This is a genomic window from Burkholderia sp. B10 (assembly GCF_004368385.1).
Taxonomy (GTDB): Bacteria; Pseudomonadota; Gammaproteobacteria; order Burkholderiales; family Burkholderiaceae; genus Burkholderia; species Burkholderia vietnamiensis.
Genome location: NZ_PQMX01000064.1, coordinates 14,785 through 34,270 on the forward strand (window position 1 = coordinate 14,785; position 19,486 = coordinate 34,270).

17 protein-coding genes and 1 pseudogene are annotated in these 19,486 nt (G+C 56.2%); 8 read left to right on the top strand and 10 right to left on the bottom strand.

Annotation, left to right across the window (positions count from 1 at the left end; translation table 11 throughout):
* Window positions 1-364: 364 nt before the first annotated feature.
* From C3Y15_RS24875 to C3Y15_RS24895, 5 genes are all read left to right on the top strand, one after another.
* Window positions 365-1,633, top strand: coding sequence for a hypothetical protein (locus C3Y15_RS24875; protein WP_124260247.1), 1,269 nt, complete (start codon window positions 365-367; stop codon window positions 1,631-1,633).
* A 136-nt stretch (window positions 1,634-1,769) separates the two neighbouring features.
* Complete coding sequence (locus C3Y15_RS24880; protein WP_124260248.1) at window positions 1,770-2,564, top strand: metallophosphoesterase; 795 nt, start codon at window positions 1,770-1,772, stop codon at window positions 2,562-2,564.
* Between the two features lie 26 nt (window positions 2,565-2,590).
* The gene (locus C3Y15_RS24885; RefSeq protein WP_243860270.1) at window positions 2,591-3,040 is read left to right on the top strand and encodes a 3'-5' exoribonuclease; all 450 of its coding nucleotides are present in this window, start codon (window positions 2,591-2,593) and stop codon (window positions 3,038-3,040) included.
* A 32-nt stretch (window positions 3,041-3,072) separates the two neighbouring features.
* Window positions 3,073-3,345, top strand: a complete 273-nt coding sequence (locus tag C3Y15_RS24890; protein ID WP_124260249.1) for a hypothetical protein — start codon at window positions 3,073-3,075, stop codon at window positions 3,343-3,345.
* Between the two features lie 318 nt (window positions 3,346-3,663).
* Window positions 3,664-3,951 carry a hypothetical protein gene (locus tag C3Y15_RS24895; RefSeq protein ID WP_124260250.1) on the top strand — a complete coding sequence of 96 codons (288 nt, stop codon included), beginning with the start codon at window positions 3,664-3,666 and terminating at the stop codon, window positions 3,949-3,951.
* A 383-nt stretch (window positions 3,952-4,334) separates the two neighbouring features.
* Here the strand turns inward: C3Y15_RS24895 and C3Y15_RS24900 are convergent, their stop codons facing one another.
* The 6 genes from C3Y15_RS24900 to C3Y15_RS24925 form a co-directional block, all read right to left on the bottom strand.
* Window positions 4,335-5,234: a hypothetical protein gene (locus C3Y15_RS24900; protein WP_124260251.1), complete on the bottom strand. Its 900-nt coding sequence runs from the start codon at window positions 5,232-5,234 to the stop codon at window positions 4,335-4,337.
* Window positions 5,235-5,237: 3 nt separating this feature from the next.
* Window positions 5,238-7,406: an AAA family ATPase gene (locus C3Y15_RS24905; protein WP_243860272.1), complete on the bottom strand. Its 2,169-nt coding sequence runs from the start codon at window positions 7,404-7,406 to the stop codon at window positions 5,238-5,240.
* Between the two features lie 1,058 nt (window positions 7,407-8,464).
* On the bottom strand, window positions 8,465-9,367 hold the full coding sequence (locus tag C3Y15_RS24910; protein WP_124260253.1) for a plasmid partitioning protein RepB C-terminal domain-containing protein: 903 nt from the start codon (window positions 9,365-9,367) through the stop codon (window positions 8,465-8,467).
* The gene (locus tag C3Y15_RS24915; RefSeq protein WP_027783079.1) at window positions 9,364-10,266 is read right to left on the bottom strand and encodes a ParB/RepB/Spo0J family partition protein; all 903 of its coding nucleotides are present in this window, start codon (window positions 10,264-10,266) and stop codon (window positions 9,364-9,366) included. The genes C3Y15_RS24910 and C3Y15_RS24915 overlap by 4 nt, the downstream gene beginning before the upstream one ends.
* Window positions 10,263-11,876 carry a recombinase family protein gene (locus tag C3Y15_RS24920; protein ID WP_124260254.1) on the bottom strand — a complete coding sequence of 538 codons (1,614 nt, stop codon included), beginning with the start codon at window positions 11,874-11,876 and terminating at the stop codon, window positions 10,263-10,265. Before C3Y15_RS24920 ends, C3Y15_RS24915 begins: the two co-directional genes overlap by 4 nt.
* A 118-nt stretch (window positions 11,877-11,994) precedes the next feature.
* Window positions 11,995-12,438, bottom strand: a complete 444-nt coding sequence (locus tag C3Y15_RS24925) for a hypothetical protein (RefSeq protein ID WP_124260255.1) — start codon at window positions 12,436-12,438, stop codon at window positions 11,995-11,997.
* Window positions 12,439-13,129: 691 nt separating this feature from the next.
* Between C3Y15_RS24925 and C3Y15_RS24930 the strand changes: the two genes are divergently transcribed.
* The 3 genes from C3Y15_RS24930 to C3Y15_RS24940 all read left to right on the top strand — a co-directional run bounded on the left by C3Y15_RS24930 (window position 13,130) and on the right by C3Y15_RS24940 (window position 15,544).
* Window positions 13,130-13,936 carry a serine protease gene (locus tag C3Y15_RS24930; protein WP_046423681.1) on the top strand — a complete coding sequence of 269 codons (807 nt, stop codon included), beginning with the start codon at window positions 13,130-13,132 and terminating at the stop codon, window positions 13,934-13,936.
* A 260-nt stretch (window positions 13,937-14,196) separates the two neighbouring features.
* Window positions 14,197-15,039: a hypothetical protein gene (locus C3Y15_RS24935; protein WP_224056256.1), complete on the top strand. Its 843-nt coding sequence runs from the start codon at window positions 14,197-14,199 to the stop codon at window positions 15,037-15,039.
* Between the two features lie 136 nt (window positions 15,040-15,175).
* On the top strand, window positions 15,176-15,544 hold the full coding sequence (locus tag C3Y15_RS24940; RefSeq protein ID WP_059474639.1) for a helix-turn-helix domain-containing protein: 369 nt from the start codon (window positions 15,176-15,178) through the stop codon (window positions 15,542-15,544).
* A 319-nt stretch (window positions 15,545-15,863) separates the two neighbouring features.
* On the opposite strand, the gene C3Y15_RS24945 is transcribed toward C3Y15_RS24940, so the two are convergent.
* From C3Y15_RS24945 to C3Y15_RS24960, 4 genes and pseudogenes are all read right to left on the bottom strand, one after another.
* A complete protein-coding gene (locus C3Y15_RS24945; RefSeq protein ID WP_080484292.1) occupies window positions 15,864-16,151 on the bottom strand; it encodes a PAAR domain-containing protein in 288 nt (95 codons plus the stop codon).
* A 13-nt stretch (window positions 16,152-16,164) separates the two neighbouring features.
* Window positions 16,165-17,208, bottom strand: coding sequence for a T6SS immunity protein Tli4 family protein (locus tag C3Y15_RS24950; protein ID WP_224056255.1), 1,044 nt, complete (start codon window positions 17,206-17,208; stop codon window positions 16,165-16,167).
* A complete protein-coding gene (locus tag C3Y15_RS24955) occupies window positions 17,202-19,133 on the bottom strand; it encodes an alpha/beta hydrolase family protein (protein WP_080484289.1) in 1,932 nt (643 codons plus the stop codon). Before C3Y15_RS24955 ends, C3Y15_RS24950 begins: the two co-directional genes overlap by 7 nt.
* A gap of 37 nt (window positions 19,134-19,170) precedes the next feature.
* Window positions 19,171-19,486: pseudogene (locus tag C3Y15_RS24960) on the bottom strand (type VI secretion system tip protein VgrG); the annotation flags it as partial.

A 19,486-nucleotide genomic window follows, 5' to 3' on the forward strand; every position in this document is an offset into this window, starting at 1 on the left:
GTTCTCCGGGCGGTTCCTGGTGCGACCTCCGGCAAGCTCGGATGAAAGCTTTCTCGGCTACCGGCTGCGGGTTGCATTCGCCAACGGACTGTCCAACCCTGGCTGGTTGGACTGTTTGGATCCCAGTCTCCCCAAGGTGCACGGTATCGCCCGCTGGTGTCCGCATTGCTTGTCCGACTCCCGATGCCATTGGCGCGAGGACTGGTACTCCGGACCGACAGCGTGCTTGGCGCATCGCTGCTGGCTCACATCGGTGTGCGCCGCGTGCCAGCGGACGTTGCGTTGGAAGCAGGTTCGCTTCACCGTTTGCACGTGCGGCGAGCCATTGCAAGACGCAGCCGTTGACAAATTTTCGACCGACCTCGTGAAGCTGATCAACGAGCAACCTGCGTCGAGTGCTGCCCTGTTGTCCGTTGGGGAACGCTGGGATCTCGCCCGGTTCCTTGGGGCACTCGCGCAATTTGGGCTTCAAGGCAAGCCATTGAAGAAGGCAACGCGTAAAAGCGAAAACGCCGAACAGTTTCTCGTGACGGCCGGCGCATCACTGATCTTCGATCAGTCGGCCTGCTTCGAACTGATTGATCGTCTTCGCGCCCCTCAGGCAAGCGTGAATAACGTGCCCCTGTTCTCTGAAATTTTCCCGAACTTGCTCACCATGCTGCGCAAGCGGTTGAATGAGGCTGAACGTTGCTGGATGCTGGATCTGCTGAACATGTACGTTGCATACTCATCGCACCGTGGAGCCCCTGTGCTCTGGGAGCGGAAAGGGATTTTCGGGCAGATGGACAACGAACCCGGTAAGCGGCAGAAGACGCGCAACCCTGCAATCGCAACGATGCTTGCGCGAACGGACCTCACCGTTCCAATCAGGCAAACCCGTGCTGGACGGCAGAAGTTCGTGATCGGTGACGCTGGCTTGCGAGTCCTCCGAGAAGCCCAGCGTTCGCTGGTCCCGCTGAAGACGGCGGCTCGATATGCCGGGATGTCCACGAAACGTATCCAGGCACTGGCAACGGCTGGCCTGCTTGCATCAACCGACACCCGGATCGACACGAGGTCCGTTGATCGTCTGCTCAACGACATCGTGGCAGCCAGTGTCCGGAACCTACGGGCGTTTGAGGATCCAGTCAGCGTAGCCGACGCCTTGCGCTTGTACATTCCTGTTGAAGCCTCAGCGGTATTCTTTAATCGACTCGTGAACGGTTCCGTGCGCCTTGTCTTCAAGCCGGACAATGCACCGATACTTCGAAACATGTTCGCCAACCGCAACGAGGTGCGCTCCGCTGCAGAGATGCCTGTCGAACCGAGCTCCCAGATATCTATTGTTGAGGCCGCCCGTCGGCTCGGCGTCAAACAGGAGGTGATGTACCACCTGATCAACAAAGGCCTGGTCAGGACCCGAATGGGCAAACTGGGGCATCGGGCAGCGAGAGTCGTTGATGTCGATGACCTACGGACGTTCGCCGAACAATTTCTGCCGCTGTTCACCGTAGCGAAGGCGACGGGAATTTCCGCTCGCGAAGCGCCAGGTTGGGCCAGGCTGCATGGCATTGAGATCGTCACTGGACCATCAGTCGACGGCGGACGGCAGTACTGGATCCGCAGGCAGGCGTGGAAATTTCCTGCAGCGTAGCGTGTCAAGCGTGAAGTATTGATTTTCGTGGGTCGTGTGCCCCCTGTCCTGCATCAGGATGCGTATCGACACTGTCGAACGACCTGACTTGCCGCCGGCTAGTCAGGTCAGCAACCAGACCTTTGATTGTGAAACCATGAAACTGCTCATTCTGTCTGATCTGCATAATGAATTCGAGTCGATCGCAGCTGATGTGGAGGCTGTCGCTCGGGCCGACGTCGTCGTGCTGGCCGGCGATATCCACACGAAGAATCGGAGCATTGAATGGGCTCGAGCATTTGTCGACGATCCGGCGAAGCCCGTCATCCTGGTTGCCGGAAATCACGAGTTCTACCAGGGACACTTCGACCGCACCCTCGAGAAGCTTCGCGAGCTTGCGCATGGCACCAACGTTCATTTCCTGGAGAACGATGTGTTCGTGTTCGGCGACGTCCGTTTTCTCGGATGTTCGCTCTGGACAGACTTCAAGCTCTACGACAACGACATCTCGTCCGCGATATGTATGCGAGATGCGCAGCAGGCTATGACCGACTTCCGGCTGATTCGCGCAACGCCATCGTATCGGAAGCTGTACCCGGCAGATACCGTCCGGCGACACGAGCTGTCGCGCGCGTGGCTCCGCAATACACTGAGTGAGCCATTTGATGGCAAGACCGTAGTCGTCACGCACCACGCCCCCTCGGCCGGCTCTGTCGATGCAGAATATGACGGAGATTCGCTGACACCAGCCTACGCGTCGGATCTGGAGGATCTCATGGGACCCGAAGTTTCCCTATGGATTCATGGTCACATGCATGCCAGCTTCGATTACATCGTTCCGGACGGTGACAAATCCAACGCGCGTGGTACACGTGTGGTCTGCAATCCGCGCGGATATTCGCCCCGGCATCTGAACCCAGACTTCAATCCGGGCCTGCTGATCGAGGTATGAGTCGGAGTCCATCCCACAACGCGAACATGACGATGCGAATATTTGTCGACACCGAATTCACCGATTTCATCGACTGCGACTTGATCAGCATCGCGCTGGTCGCGGACGACGGGCGCGAATTCTATGCGGAGCGGACCGACTTTAACCACCAAGCCTGCAGCGCATTTGTTCGCGAGGCTGTCATCCCTCAGCTTGGCCAATATCCGGAGCGGATGTTTTCGCGAGCAAGCCTCCACGCTGCGCTTCACGAGTGGCTTGAGCAATTTGGGGGAGGGACATTCTGTATGGATTTCCACGGTGACTGGGACTTGCTCGTTGATCTCCTGGACGGCGTCCCAGACGGCTGGGACGCCGCTCTCATTTGGGATCAGGCAGACAAGGCACGCCTTGAATCGTACTTCCAGCAATTCGGAGGCCGGCACCACGCGCTGCATGATGCCCGCGCCCTGCGTTACGCGGTGCGGGGCGATATTTAGTCCCACGCTGGAGGCTAATGGACCAACCTGACATGCTGCTGTTTCTCGACACCGAATACACTGGCCTCGGTCATCGATACGGGCACGGGCCGAAACTCATCAGCCTCGCACTAGTGGCGGAAAACAGCTCGCGCGAGTTCTATGTCGAACCAGCCGACACCCGGATTCTCGAGGAATGCACGCCGTTCGTACTACGTGAAGTGCTGCCGCTGCTCGAAGGTCCTCGCCTGACGCACGCCGATGCACGCGCCGCGTTGCGGGCATGGTTCATGCGATGCACCGCCTGCCGTGCAGGCTGCATGTGACTCGGAAACCGATTGGTTTTTCCTGCTGGATCTCCTGGGCTCGCCGCGACCGACGAATCTGGCTGACCGATACTATGATCTGCGATCACTGGTCGACACGACAATCTACAACCGGACGGTGGCCGCGTACTATGAGACTGACGCCCGCCAGCACCACGCGTTGGCCGATGCGCACGCGTATCGCCGAGGCTGGCTGGCATGGATGGATAACCGGAGGAAACGGTAACCGTGGGACTCGACTCGACCAAAAACGACGATCACTGTTTAGCGTTCAGGTTTACGTGCCGCCGGTTTCGCGGCGCTTTTCCCGGATATTCCATGAACTGCGATGATGAAGCCTTCCCCATCACACCGGATTTCCTTGTGCGATCAAGTGCAGCATTGCGCAAGCGTCCCGTGCTGTTTCGTGATTCGCTTGGCACCGTGCCGGTGATCGAGCGCGATGGCCGCGCGTTCGCCGTGCGCCTGGTCGACATCCCCGAACCCCACCGTACAGCGTTTGCGACAGCACTACGGGGATCGCAGGTGCCCGTCCTTGAGGGTGAAGGCGATCTCGCATATGCCTGGGACTTTGCGGATTGGGTCCGCGGAACTCCGAGCTGGTGATGAACGAAAGGATGTTTTCGCTCATCTTCAACTGATCCGAGGGCTTGTGAAATGAGCCGCTACCAACTTGTTCATCGATACCGCCAGAACGCCGCTGGTCGAGAATTTGTGGGCGACTTGCACGGCTGTTTTTCGATGCTCGAGCACCGATCAATCGTGGCCGAACGATGTCGACAGGCAGCGCGAGAGACATTCATCGGTCTCGCGCTGGTGGCAGCCAGGAGCCGTGAATCTCGCAGACCGATATTACGATCTGCGGGCGCTGGTCGGCACTGAGACCTACGACAAGACGGTGGACGCGTACTACCGAACTGACGCCGGCCAGCACTACACGTTGGTCGATCTATGTGCTTGTCGACAAGGCCGGCTCGCGTGGATGGTGATCACCTCTCAACTCGTCTCTGCAGCTGTTCGACCACGCCATCAACGAACTCTTTCACCATCGCCGAATAGGGTTGATTAGAATCATGAAATTGACGCATTATTTCAACACGTTCTAATGCGCGGTCGACGTAATTTTCCGATCCGCCAGCTGCCATATCACGCTCGAGACTTTCGAACATCTTCTGCGCTTGAAAGCGCAGCATATTCAAAACGCGCGTCCTGCTTTCCACAAGATGTGCCCGATTCAGCGCGAAGACACTTATCGTACTCAATGCACGAACAGTTCCATCTACGTCACTTGGCCTAGGAATCACAACACTATAATGCCCCGACGTAGACCATTTCAAATATACTGCAGGATCATCGAACGTTGGGTTGATCAACTCCGCGCGTTCGTCGCTCAGAATATCTGCGCTACACCGAGCACGAATTCCTGCGATCGGAAAATGATTTGCTTTCCCGTATGCAACCTTCGCTTTTGATGCCGATAATTTTGTGAGCTCGTCGACGGTCATCTCCTCCGTTACAAGATGTTGGTATCGCTTCTGATTACACGGAATGCAAGATGGCAAGAGATTGGTCCAAGTGTGTGCGAGCCACCAGTAGCCGAAATGTGCTCGATCTTCAGTCACACCTCCCTTCGGGCGAAAATGCTCGACTTCAAGGGTACTACCAAGATCGGATTCACAATATGCACACTTGTTGTGAAATAGCGTCCGAAGCTGATGTTGAACGTCGTAGCTTTTATACTCCTTAAAACCGAACGCCTTGGCGTCCTTATCAAGCGGATCATATGTCAGATAGTACAGCTGCGCTGCTCTTATTTCGGCGGCCACAGCTGCGCTTGGATCTGAAAGCGACTTCGGCTCGTCCACGCTCGCACGGTCTACGAATCGCATGTTTTATCCCTCGCTCGATCGAAGAGCCTTTATGACCGCCTCAACTGCTTCAGCACGCAATGCCGGCCTTGAGTCTCCCTTCCGACTTTCGCGCTCAGCTAGGTATCTAACAAGCGCTTCTTGAATAATTTGCTCTGTTGGACTGTCGCCCACTGTCAAACGATTGACGAGTTCCATCGTTTCCATTGCAGGCGCCAGTTCGAGAACTCCGTCACGGTTACGCCGTGCAACATCGCCTGCGAGTCTCGCGAACTCAATTTCGGTCGACGGATCAGCCGTACTCGCCAAGCCGAAGTAGTCTGAAGTCAGCAGCTGTTCCGCGGACATCCCACTTACGCTCGGAAGGTCCTGCAGTTGCTGAATGGCACTTTCGCTGTCACGTTGAAGAACCACTACTTCGCCGTCATCCATCCCACGCAGACAAAGCGGGTCATGCGTCGTTGCAATAAACTGCACACGCGGCAAAACACGGCGGAGTGATGTCATGACCTGCATTTTCCATCGCGGATGGAGATGGGTCTCGATTTCATCAATCAACACGACAGCCTGCGCCTGCTCGAGGTTTTGCCAGTGGTTAAGGAGCTCGCGGATAATGTCAACCGTCATCACGAAAACGGAGCGATATCCTTCGCTCAATGAATCTATCGGCGTTGTCCGACCGTTTGCGCGTACGGCAAGATAATCCGGCTCTACAATCAACTCATCATCATCGTCGAGTGCAAGGACAATACGAAGCGCGCTAGCAATGGTGTCAAAGCGGCCGCCCGTCTGCGCGCGAAGCCAGTCGGCCGGGTACGGGATCGTTGCGAGTGGATCGAATAGCGTGCGAATGCGTGCCGCCGCTCCGGTCGCGTGATGACGCTTCTTTGGAGAAAAATAGCGGCGAGGACCATACCCTAGAACTATCGTTGATTGGTCGTCCGTTCCGTCAACTAGACGACGAATAGGGTCGTATATAAAAGAAGCTGTGTGCGACAAAAAGTGAAAGTTGACATCCACTGCTACGCGTGGTGCGTCAAGTTGGTCAAAACGATCAGTAGCGCTGCTCCGCACAAGACTTGGTAGAAATCTGCGCAACTTTGAAGCTTCTCGGCGCCCGATCAAAGCAAGAGCAATTGCGGACAACAAGCTCGATTTACCCGTCGAGTTTTCCCCGAGAATCATCAATGAGGGAGTACCCGACCGCTCTGAGCGAATTGAACGCAAATACAACTCCAGCCTCTCAATCGCTTTAAAATTTGATACTTCGATTCGAGATATTTCCCGATCGATCGCCTGATACCCCGAGATTGCCAGACTGGGGGTTCGTTCAAATACAGATCCAGCGAATTGATCTTGTGTGGCAAATTGAGCTTGATGATCTGCATCTTGTATTTGCTTCTCAACAGTCTGTATTTGAGATCGTCGTCCTTGATCCGCTTCGCGCCATACATCAAGGAACCGACGAACAAAAGCTTCGCCATTGCCCTTGATGGGAGGCTCTGCCACGCGCCAAGCGGAATCTACACGCTTAAGAATCCCCTGAAGGAAGCCCGCATGAGCAGCATCGTTGAATAGCAAGCTCTCCAGGGAAATTAATGCATAATTCGGATCATCTGATTTAAGAAATTCAAATACTCGCCTGACAAGCCCCTGTCTGTCATACACCAAATCCTCTCGATTCAGCTGAAACACCTCAGCCGTCTCTTCACCGCGCTCCGTTGCGGGTAGGATATTCCCGTCATATAAAAATCGCAGATGCTTTGCCGGATCATCCGTCGCTGGATCAAGAAGCAGAGATTGCTCCTGCTGAACCACATCATCAAACGAAGCTAGATAAATTGCTCTATTTCCTGAGACCGGAAATTTACTGCCTTTCGATTTCAAGCAAAACGAGCAGGCGTAAAATATATTGCGCCACTCAAATGCCAGCCAAAGATAGTAATCTTTATCCGAATTCGCACCGCCGCCCGCAAATCTGAGCGGCCGCAAATGAAGTACCTGACCATCCTCGTCAGCCTTAGATTCGCAGAAGGCGCATTTTCCAGAAAAAACATGCCAGAGATCACGTCGAAATTCGTGGTTGAAGAAAATATCATCATTAAGACCATCTCGACGCTGAAGACGATCCCTTCTATCCCGACGCAGATAATCCAGTATCTTTTTCTTTTCCTCCAACACCTGCTCTGACATTAGCAAAGAAGGCGGTTCGATTGGGCGTGAAATTCGGCGCATTGGTTTCCCCTATCTACGAACTGTCCCTCGCAATCAACACGAAACTACAGCCGCAGCAATGTCTTAAGTTCTTCTTTGGTTTGGTTGATTCCAAGTGTATCAGTCTGGTGCGCCGGCATTCACAATAGATACAAGTTACATGCGCGGATACAAAGATCGTTGCTTTCGGAGGTCGTCTCACCCGATGGGGGAGACTCTCAGTTCGATACACTCAACCTGCGGCGGAGGGCCCGTGTCGCATAGCGCGTGAATTAACTCTGACGAAAGCTGCAGATTATTCACTACCTCAGCGGCCTCCTGCGGGATGACTCTCGCGCTACCGCCATCTGCCAAGGCTTTCCTTGTACGTTGGACGAGCACGGGGAAGCATCACAGAGTTCAGCGCGTCCGGCTGGCAACATCGCCCGGACAGACGACGGACGCGGGATGAATTGACATTTGACGACTCGCACGCGACCGCGTCCGGTCCACGCGGCGGGGACCGAAGTCGCCTGTCGCGACGATGCATCACTGGCCGAGAGATGGTGAAACTTAGAGATCTATCGACGCGTCTTGTACACGCGCTTGAACACGACGCGGCCACCAAACATCTTCTGTATGAGCAGGCTAAGCCCAACAAACACAACCGCGCCCGTGACCCAACCACCTACCGACATAGATTCGGGCAGATGTCGATGCGCTTGATAGCCCGCGAACGCAGCGGCAAGGAGTGCCGCGCCGAAAAGCCCTCGTGCCGGTCCATACTCAACTTCAGCCTGACACCCCGTGCAAACCGTCGCGCCGCGCGGAACCCCAGTGCGGCAGTGAGTACAAGTCATATTGCTCATTATTTTCACGATCTAGGCTATAGAACCACTCGACTGCAAGACGCAGCGAGTCTCTTTAAACGCATAACGACATAAAGGTAAGATTCTTTAGACGAATTCGCAACGCCTCAACATACGAATTTTGGATCGCGCAATTTTTCCGATCAGCAGGCCGATTTTCGAAACAATGCGTCGTCAAGCTGCATGAGCTCAGGCAGTCGGTTCGAGGGTCGGCTGCTCTAAGGCAATCGTATCGACGACGGCCTGCAGTTCGCAAAGCAAATCCGCCTGTTGCGCTTGCAAGTACTGGCGCACCGACTCGTTCTCAAGCAGCCTCCCAAGATAGCCCTTTGCGAGCACGAGGTTGAGCACGTCCTGTCCATAAGTCTGCTCGACCACCTTGTACTGTCCCTGCAGATTGCTCATCTCCCGTTCCATCTTCGCCATTTGCTCTGGGCTCACGCCGGCAAGCTTCCTCGGTTTCTTCCCTTCGATCAACCTTGAGGCCGGTGTCGCAACAAGTAACGCTTCCGCATAAGACACGGACAGGTTGTTCGCTGCCACCATCAGTTCGACGCACTCAACCTGCCGCGTCGGTTTCATCTTGCGTAGAGCTCGCGCGAGCTCCGGCGAAAACTGGCGGTCCTTCAGGAGTTCGGTCGCTTCAGCGCAAATCCCGTCCAGCAATGCCATCCTCTTGATGATCTGCGACACATCTACGGACAGTGCCTTCGCGAGTCGCTCCGGGGACACCCCTCGTTCAACGGCCCGACGAATCATGAAATGCTCCTGGATAGTCGATAGTCGATTGACGCGGTTGTTGTACGTGTAGCTCTCATCGTCCGTAGCAACGAGGCACGACACGGTGTTGTACTGGAGCTCCTGCAACGCGATCAGTCGCAGATGGCCATCGAGCAGGACGTGGTTGCCCGACGCCTGGTCGACCGGCGTCACCGAAAGCGGCTCGATTAAGCCCACCTCTTCGATGGAGCTTCTGATCTGCTTGAACTTTCGCGAGTTCATCATGCCGGCAGGCGTGCGCCGTGATGGCAGGATGCTCGTGATCGGAACAGAGAGTGGTTCCGGAATGAACCCAAGTGCTACGCCGGTCATGCTGGACTCCCGCTCGGCCATACACGTTCTGCCAGATACTTCGGCAACGTCGCCAGTTCCTCAGCGCGCAGCAGGTTGACGAAGTTCTCATCCGCAAATAGCTGCCTGAGGGCGCCGACGACGAACAGCAACCGCTGCTGCGTAAACTCGGCCTTCCGCACCATCGTTTTCTGCCGCTCGACTTCATGCTGATACGTTCGAACGAGGCTCGATGTGGTCACGTCCATCACCTTGCGCGTCATGTTTCGATTCGCCGTGCGGCCGAGCGCTTTCCTCCGCTCGATGACGCGCCGAGCGTCCATCAGCTGGCGCCCACGCAATCTCCCCGATTCATATGCCTCCTGCAGTGCGGCCTGGATCGCCTCATCGTCGTCGCCGGCACCAACAATCGATAACGCTGCGTTCAGCGGGATTCGGCCTTTCTCCACCGCGATCACAAGTCGCTCCTCGCCCTGATGCAGCAGCGTCAGGATTCCCTGCACGTAGTGCTGTGTGAGGCCCGTCTTCTCGGCGATCGCCTTCGGGGCGTATCCGCGTTCCTGCAGTTCGCGTATGCCGGCGAGCAGTTCGAGCGGTCGGCACTGTCGTCTCGCGATGTTCTCCGTCAGGCTCATGATGAACGCGTCTTCGTCGCTCACGCTCACCACCAGCGCTGGTATCGTCGTTTCTCCGAGCGATCGGAACGCCTTCAGCCGCCCCTCGCCACACACGAGCAGATACTTCTCCACGCCACTTGCCGTTGCCCGTGGCGTGACCAGGATCGGTTTCTTCAGGCCGATCGTCTTGATGTTGCTGACGATTTCGTCGAAAACTCGACCATTGCGCTCGCGAGGATTGATCACCTCGATCTGGCTGATGGGGATCATCCGAACCTCGCCGGGCTGTTCACGCTGAGTCATGCTCGTCTCCTCAGCCGAGCACGCTGCGCCATACCGTATAAGTAGTCCAGCGTGTCAAAGCGATAGCTCTCGAACTCGATCGGATTCCAGTCCGCGAGGCTGATACGAGGCTGCCAAAAATCGATGTGCGGCAGCAGGTAGTAGTCGAGCGCCGTCGAGTTGCTCTGGTCCAACCTGACTGCAACGGTGATATCCGGCAGCAGGCTCGTGTCGAACCGGATCTTCCAGCGGTTACGGCCGCTGTTGCGCACCTGACACCGTGACAGCACGATGCAGGCAGTGAACTCCCGATTCACGGTCAACAGGTCCGTCGCCGGATCACGCGATACCGATCCGCCGAGATCCGCGATCTTCTTTTCGGTCTCGGCAACGATCTCTGGGTGCAGTTGCCGAATGAAGCGATTCGTTTCGATATAACGATAGTCACGTCCTGGCGTGAAGCCAACCGTCTGATACGCACGAATCAAGCTACCGAAGCGATACACATACACCGAGGTGGACGGCATGCCCTCCGTTTCGTCGATCACAACGCCCGATAGAAAGCCTCTGCTTCGGTACAGGTTTCGCAGACGCTCGATAAGCTCCTCGCTCGAGTAGCGCCGGGCGCGCGCCCGCATGATGCCCTGCGCGGTATAGAACGTTTCGCTCGGCACGATGGGTTCGAACGCACCCTCCTTGCGTATCCACATCTCCGACGGATTCGTGACGCGAGATTTCTTCAGCTTGAACGACACACGGTTGTAGACGTTGTTGCCGATGTACTTTTCGTTAGTGAGCACCTCGCGAATAGTTGCCCGAGTCCAGGGACGCCCAAGGTCCGTCTGAACGTTCATGCCGTTCAGGCGTGCGGCGATCTCGTGCTCATTGAGTGACTCATTGATGAACCAGCTGTAGATGAGGTTGACGATACGCACCTCGCTGTCCGGGCCCGGCATTAGAATGACGCGGTCCGTCTGCAGGCACTTGTGTTGGCCGCGTTGCAATTCCCCTTTCATGAGGCCATGCTCGTCCACGAGGATCCGGCGTAACGCATAGCCTGCAGGGCCGCCTTGCCGGAAACCGAGCTCGATCAACCGACACTGGCCGGCGAAGACCTTCGCTGACAACTCGCGGCTGTACTCTCCGGCCATCGCGCGCTTCACGCCTTTGACTATCGTCGAAACTGGCGAGCCGTCGTTCTCGAACTGCTCGGCGCAATAGGCGACCTGGATGCCAGCGCGCCGGCAGATGTACTCGTAATAGGCACTTTCGTCTGCATCCTGGAATCGTCCCCAGCGGCTTACGTCGTAGACGAGGATCACCTGGAAATCGGCCATGCCGGTTTCCACGTCCCGGATCAGCTGCTGCAGCGCTTGGCGCCCATCGATGCGCAAACCACTTTTACCCTCGTCGGCGTAGGTCCGTACGATCTCGAGATCGCGACGAGCAGCGTAGTCGCGAATGCGATCACGCTGATTCTCCGTCGAGTATTGCTGATGCTCCGTCGACATCCGAACGTATTCAGCAGCCCGCATCCTGCAGGCCTGCTCGTCAACGGATTCGCATGTGCAATCGAGGTCCACGATCCAGCTCCCACTGGCAACCGCCCCTCGCTGCGCCATCCCCGACATCAACTAGGGGATTTGTATCGGCGAACGCGTCGCGCCTTGCAATGACGTCGAATGCGAGCGAGTACACAGCCAAGGTAGCAGGCCATAGACCCTTGTCGTACACGTCATCTCTTTGCAATCACGCCGGAACGGGCCTGGGCTCAGATAGCACGGCGATGTGCACCGTCCACGCGTTCATCTTTGCAACGCCGGCCTCAACCGCGTTGCGCAGGATATAAAACCCAGATGCCAGCGGGCGATGGGCCGGCCACACGTCCATGTTTGCAACAGCACTAGCAGTGCGCCGCGCATTTCGTCGTCGCTGCATCGCGCAATTGCGATCGCGATAGGCCGGGTGCGTCTCGCGGTAGTGCCGCCAGTAGTCAGGATGTCGGGCCCGCCAGCTGGCCTGGGCGCGGATCTGATTCTCGCGATAGTCGGGATCGACTCGCATGCGCTGGTGCTGCCACGCACGCCGGCGAGCACGCTGGCACGCCTTGGCCGAGCAGAAGCGTTGATGCGGGATATGTAAGAGCGGAGTGAAGGGTGCGCCGCAGGCGGCACAGATCCGATCCGATTTCATGGCCGTGCTCCACGGAAGAATTGCAGTGGGGCCGGCCGTGTTCGGGGCCAGGGTCATTTGAAGCCAGCTCACGGGACGCGGCGTCCCACCCTCGCAGATTTTCCCGCTCTTGGAGCCGCTCTTGAGCTTTTTCTAAGTCTGGACCTTCCGAGGTTCGCACGAGCCGCTCAGAGAGCTCGTGGGTTATTGGGGTCGCACCCAAACGCTACTACTTCGGCGCGGAAGTAGACCAGTCGCAACAACTCCGTCGTCGCCACAAAGTGCTTGTGGCGGGCGTCTTCGTAAGTCTTTGATTTTTAGTGTGCGGCGTCTCATCAACTAAGTCGCCCTACGGTAGATAGACGCATATCCTGAGAAAAACGGACCCATAAATTGAGAAATTTATGGGTCTTTTTCATTGATAGCCAAGAGTTAAGAACAATCCATCGAGTTGTCCTACGCCCACCACAGGCAGAAGCGCTCGGCATTCAGTGCGGACCTATCATCGTTCCAGCGCCTGCCGCTCCGCCGCAGAAGCCCGAACTGGAGGTGCCCAGTGCTAACGCGCGCTTCGTAGAGCAGATGCGTGCGAGGCGCAATGCCAGCCTCGGGAAGAATCTCGGCAATCGTTGACGGTGGCGAGCGCAGCCGCGTGGCACGACTTCAGTCCACGCCGCCAGACGAAGCCTGAACTCTCACTTATGAATGCCTCATGCTCGAAGAACTCTACAATCGAATCTCATCCGCGTGCTGCTCTGTCACGGTCTTCCTTGACGACGAGAAAATCAGCGAGGGCTCAGGCTTTGCGTTTCTTCCGAACGGTCAGGTGATTACGGCCGCGCACGTCGTCACCGGGCGGTTCCCGATTCGGCACAGCGATTACATCGACCCGGCGCTAAAAATATTCTGCAAGTTCCAGGGTTTGCCGGTCGCAGAGTATGCGGTCCAGCTTTGCTCCATGAACATAGAAGTCCCGGGATTTTCGCAGCCGGTCCAGCTGGACATCGCGATGCTGAATCCGAAGGAGCCGTTTCCGACGGAGGTTCCTCGGATACCGGTCGTGCTTGGGGATACGCCGCGACTTGGCCAGCGCGTATTCCTGGCAGGCTATTCTGAAGAGCTGCGCCTCCCGTTCGACATTGACCGACTACTCTTGCCAGAGACAAAGGGCGCCGCCGAATTCAAGGCAGCCATGGACAAGGGCTACATGGCCGACATGACGGGCCCGCTCATCAAGCAAGGGCATATCGGCAACCTCAGGCGGATAGTGACGACAGTCTCTGGTCTCGGAACCCTCGAATGCGATGTCATGTATATCGACAACGCAATGCATCCCGGCGCCAGCGGCGGCCCAGTGTTCAACGAGCGGGGCGAGGCTATCGGGATTCTATCTCAGCGCGCTATGACCGCCGTTGAATACGGAGCCGATGGCCGAGCACGCGTGCCATCTGGTTGCACTATCGCTATCGGCCTCAACCCGCTTGCGTTTCTTGGCGGGCAGCCCCACGCCTCTAAATGATTGCGGCCGGCTCGAACAGACTGGATGACTTGGTCGACCGTCGTCTTGTTTAGGCTAGACTGGCGTTTCGCCAGCTCCGGAGGCAACCATGGTTGGCGTCCATTCGAAGAATGCAGAGCTCACAACCGCGCACCTGCGCGCCGTGCGGTGCTGGGTTGCCTCGCTTTGGTTGGCGGCGCAGCGCTTAGCGATGACATCAACTCGGTAGTCGAACGAACGTCGCGCGGTGTCGCGTACATGAAAGGCCTGAAGGTGCACACATGATTGTTCTGGAAGCGAACGAGACCCTCCGCTCAACGTGCGAAGAAGCCCGACATTTCCTGCGGCTCGGTCAGGCGGATAAAGCGGGGTCCGCCTGGTATAAGAGCTTCCTGGACCAGCCCACTGTACGGAGCTTCTTCAAGCGTTCCGTGTTCGGCAAGGGGACCGTGCTGCAGGTCACGGCGATTACTCAGGTCGCGCTCGCGTTCGTGGCTTGCGTCGACGACGAGCCGTCCGAGCTGTTGCCCACTGCCGCAGCTGTCCAGGCAGTGATGAAGCGCGCGGAGGCCTTTGAGTCTTCCCTGCTGGCTGAGACTTCCTTCTGGGTGCCGTCGCAGCTCCAGGCGAGTTTCTTTGGGCAGTTCAAACACCTGCACGATGTAGCATCTGCGGTCAAAACTCGCTCTGCCGGCCGCCCGGCATTCGAGGAACGGCGCACATTCGTCTTGCACCTTGCCCGAGCGCTTTACGAGATGTGCGGAGACTATCCGAACAAGTTCATCGCTACGGTGGCTGCGCGTGTTTGGGAAGACACCGAATCGCGCGCCGTCCGGAAAATCCTGACCGATGTCGAGCGAGCCTCCATCGCGCGTTACGTAGACGATAAACGGCGTCAAACCGCCGAGAGCGAGAACCTCGCGCACCTCGTGATTGCACGGGCAAGCATTCCGCCGAAGATGCTCCCCGCGGTCGCGCTGCCGCAGACAACCAGCGAGATATTCCAAGCGATGCTTGCGCTCGCCCAGCGCATTCCGGATGAGACTGACAGGATTGTCGCAGTCGACCACCTGGACATGCTCCGTCGCGAAATCGGTTTGGAGCCTGACCATCCCGCCGAATAACAGGCGGCCCAAATAGGCTCAAAAATGGCCGAATTTTGGCCGGACGATTCGGCGCTCGATTAGTCAGGTATTTCGGTAGCTACGTTTTGAAGCATGTGGCCAACAATGGACCTCATCCCCACTACGTTAGCGTCGAATGCACAAGCAAAACGGACGGCTGGACCATTCATTGTTCAGCAGCATCATCGCCAACTGGCCTGAGAACACCGCTGCGCATCAGCGCGCCCGCCTGCTCGAGGCGATGAAGATGTGCGGTGGCGTAACAACGTTGGAGGCGGTGCGGTTTCTCGACATCGTTGACCCGCGGCCGCGGATTGTGGAGCTCCGCAAGGAGGGATACAAAATTGCAACCCTGTGGAGCCGTCAGCCGTCCGAGTGCGGGCGGATGCACCGGGTCGGGGAGTATGCGCTTGTGAACAGCCGTCCCACGGCAGCATTCGGTGGACGGTCGGACATGCCGCGCACCGACTCCGGCCGGCAGATGACTCTTGCGTTGCAAATTTGAAGACCGGCTGCCAGCGACTCGTTATTTGTCCGGGTCGTGCCGGAGATAGCCAATCATGTGGCGAACTTTGTAGGGCAATCCCGTGCCGGCGTGGGGCGCAGCTGTCGAGAATGCAAGCCCTGGCCTAGTCGCGTCCTCGCGGTCGCATTCGATGCCCTGCTCGCTTTCCAGATACTTGGCCGATTGCTCCGGACGCGATTTTGCGTCTTTGTAATTCTGCAGGTAGATGAGGATGCCACCGGCGTCCGCATGAGGCTAGCCCAATTTCCGTCCCAGTCTTAGCTGGAAAATTCCGGCTCGGAGCACCCCTCTCCGTAGATCAGAACTCGACATAAGATACCGACTGCGACGCCACCAACTTCGGCGGCGTTGGACATGCGCACCGACAGAGGTCGTCACTAAGCGCCGACTGCCGACCATCCGGCCCGGTGCTCGAATGGCGCGGGCCGTCGCATACGATCATGCCAACTGTCTTGCACACCGGGCACCACACCTGATCGTGCTCGTACGCTTGTTCGCGATCGTGCAGTATGTCCCGTGCGTCACCTCCCTGCACGATGCCACCGACTGTCGTCATGTCACCTTTTAGGATATCAAATCGCCTCACGGCACGCCCCTCCTTAAACCGCACCGGGCCGCAGCCTCAAGCTGTTCAGCAATGTATCCCACGCCTGTAATGCCCGCGCTTCATCGACCGGAGAGGTTCGCTCTTCAGCCGGCATATCGTGACTACTGATATCTCCGAGAATCATTTGAATCGAAGTATGTGGCTTCGCCAGCGTACTCGGGTCACCCGGGGCAAGCAAAGAGAAGCGGTATTCGGTAACCCCTCCGTCTTTAGCTTCAAACAGTACTTCTTCCGCTTCGATGCCCGCGACTTTGCGATGGCCTTGGCGCAAAATACGGTAGTGTGCACCGATACTATCCAATTTCGCACGCAAATCAGGCAAGGTCTTCAGGAGCGAGGCGGAAGGATCGCGGTCTTGACTAACTGAATCGCGCATCTGAATCACTAGCAGTGCCGGGCGACTTTCCGGCATCAATGCGAACGACTGGGTAACCTCCTCAGAGTAGGTCGACGAACCAGTCACGATTCCACCATCAATACAGAATCCTGACTCTGTCGGTACCGACCAGTTGTCACGGCTCTTAATTCGACGGTACGTGTCCTTATAGATCTCCTCAGCCTGTCCCAGCGCCTCTGCCCCAATTCCACCAACAGTGTGAAAAAGATTCCCACCATCCAACAAATAGCCCTCGGTCTTGAAATCAAGCCCCGATTTTGAATAATATTCCTGATAGACAAATACCGCCGAATCATTTCGTGGACGCAACTCCTTCTCCAACCACGAATGATTAATCTTGACACCAGTTCCGGGATTTACTCGCTGCGAACCATTCAACCTCGAGCTCAAGAGCTTTACCTTCGAATCGTATTCGGCTGCCGAAGAATTATGTTTAACATCAATCTTTTCACCGCGAAATTCGTATGATTGATTCGATATTTCGCTCGCCACCGGGCGATCAAAGACAAAGCGACCGACACACCACGGTCGCGACTTGGACAACAAAGGATTAGTCACTGCCGACTCCCCCGAGAAGACAACTGAGCAGGCACACATACCTGCAACAATTAACGAAATAGTAGCGACACGTCTCAGCATTTCGGCTCCGGTGCATTCCAGGCAATCTGCACAATACTATAGAGCACCGACCAACGCGTCCACGGGTGATCGTAACTAAACTGATGTTGATACCCGCCTTGCTCGAAAACCATCTGTACACCTTCGGCCGGACCGCCGCCCACACCCGGCTTAAGGCCACGGGCCTGCGCACGAGCTGACCAGACCGGCACTGTTCCGTCTCCCGGAATGATACCGTTTCGACTTTTTTCCAAATCCTGATTTGGGCCACCGGGCAACGATGCAGTTCTCTGGACTTGAAACTCGATTGTTAGTTTGCGAGATTCCAGATGGATACGCAAAATCCCATCACGAGAATCAAACAATGGAGTAGCGGCAAGCAACTCCTCTTCCGTTACCCCTGCTGGGATGTTTCCGGTCCACACTGCATTCCCCCACGCCAAAAGCTTGTCGAGCACCTCTCCTTTCTCGATAGTTTGTTTTCCGGCGCTCTTTTCAGGCGGGCTGCCTTGCAGCTTAGGATCGAGTGCTCCATTCGCATAGGCAGCATACGTATTACCATGATACTTGTTGATAATATTTCTCTGATTCTCAACCGCCTTAGACAGCGTGTCTTTGAAATTTCCCAAGACCGTCTTATTAATTTTATTCTTTTTAAGCCTATCCTGAACAATTCCAGCCGGATCTAGCATTGACGCGTCCGGAACGAGTCCATACCATTTTGAGCTTGTATATATGTCATCATATGCATTACCGGCTTTCGGCAGTTTAACAACTGGATCTCCATTTATTCTTGCAAATATCCACCATGGCTCACCGTTGTTGTAATCTGGCATCGGCAACAGTTCGAGTGGCCCCGGCGCATTCGCCGTCACCGCAACAAACTCATTTTCATTTCTTCCCATCAACGCAGCATTCTTATATCCGTCTTGCGTGATAAATGTGGAAGGACCCTCGGTCTCCGCTCCCACCCTAAATCGCTTCGCCGCCAATGGTGCCCCAGTCGCCGGTTGCACGCCATGAAACACCCCATGCATTAAATCCGCCGCACCATGCATCGCAATTGCCATGCGTGCCACTAGTCCGCCCATCGAATGAGTTACGATTATCGCCTTACCGCTATGATTTTCTGCGATAATTTCCTTGATTCCCATCAAGTGTGTTTTTTTCTTGGATTTTGGATTGAAATAATCTGTACTTTCAATCACCTGCCTGGCGGAATCCGAATTCGATTGAAGCCAGTTATATCCAATCGCATACACTCGATATCTGAATTTCGTAAAATGATCAAATTTTGTCGAATCAGCCTCGATAGGTGCTCCGTTACCAAAGCCCCCGTATTTCTTCGGATCAGTCCCAAGTACCGGATGAAGCGCCCACTTCTCGCCAGTTGGATCAGGAGTGATCCACGGACCGAGTATTTTCCCAAAAAACTTCGGCGAGTTCAGCGTCTGCTCGAGCCATAAAAGAAACGGGTGGTAGCTCCAGCGATGTACTGACCCCCACCCTCTTCGCCGCGCTTCGTCTTCACTGATTGTCTTTCCATCCCCGACGTTGATGGGGCCAAGCGTAGTGACGGCCGCCTCTAACGGATTGAATTTTGTCTGGCGCTCGGCCGCATTTTGGTGGTAAGCACCATATAACCAAGGCGCTGCGGCTGCCTTCGAACCTGTAGTATCCGCATTCGGCGGAAAAAACATTTCGTCGCCTGTATTTTTGTTGACCAACAGCGTGCCCATTACTCCCGGAATGAAAATCACCGGGATGATGGGCCGGACATCACACAGCAACTCCTTTTGCCGCGTATCACTCGCGGGGGTGAGCGTAAATTTTCCGAAAGACGAGCCGTCAGGCGCCGTGTGCCCCATGAGTTGCACAACATCCTGATCGAAGTCGTTATTGAACGGCGAAACTACGTTTGGATTACCTACCGGATTGGTGCCCATAGCATTCGCAAAATATGTTTAGATCTGTCAGACAATGTTATTGAGTATCGCCACCCGCGTCCGGGGTTCGCCTCAATGCATGCAGCATCAGTGATTCAACGTCATCGCTTTTTTGCTCGGCGACATGGCCCAGTTCGTTTGTCGTCCCGGTCAGGCGTGTACCGTCCCCGCGGATCAGTTCATACGGATGGTTTTTCAGCACCTCGCCCGTGAGGCGATCTCGCAGCACATACGGATCGTTGAACTTGGCTTGCGGCAGACTGTTCATATGCTGCGCAATCGAGCTCGGCCCCTGACGGCTGAGCGACGCCGATTTGATCGTGCGCGGACCTTGCGTGCCGTCTTCAATGCCA